Consider the following 475-nt stretch of genomic DNA (forward strand, 5'->3'; position numbering starts at 1 on the left):
CGTGGGCATGACATAGGAGCCGCCCGTATTGGTCGCCCAGCCGCCACCGCCAAACGTCTGATAGACCGGAATGATCGCGCTCTGCGGGATGCCTGCCTCCAGCGCCGCGGCCACCGCCCTGTCTATGTAATTGAAGTCCACCGCGGTGGTGCGCACCGGATAGGGATTGATGCCGTAATAGTCGATGCCGGTGTTGGCGGGGTTGTAGGTGTTGTTGTAATTGGAATCTGTGTACGACCCCATGTCCATCAGGGTGATGAAGGTCTTGGCGCCCGGAAAATGGGAATGGATCCAGTCGGATTCCGCCTTCAGGTTCGCAGCGCTCACTTTGGTGTGGTATTTGCCGGTGGGATCGGGCTCGTCGGTCAGAAAAAATCCAAAAACCTTCGAATTGTTGAGGAGAGGCGTTACCTTGTCGATAAAGGACTGGGTGACACCATTGCTCTCGCCGAGCCAGATGAGGGCCTTCGAGCCT

1 pseudogene is annotated in these 475 nt (G+C 57.5%); it reads right to left on the reverse strand.

Going from position 1 to position 475, the window contains the following annotated elements:
• Nucleotides 1-475 (reverse strand): annotated as a pseudogene (locus C9427_RS33600) (purine-nucleoside phosphorylase); the annotation flags it as partial.

Origin of the sequence: Mesorhizobium helmanticense, assembly GCF_003034915.1 — a bacterium.
Classification (GTDB): Bacteria; Pseudomonadota; Alphaproteobacteria; order Rhizobiales; family Rhizobiaceae; genus Mesorhizobium; species Mesorhizobium helmanticense.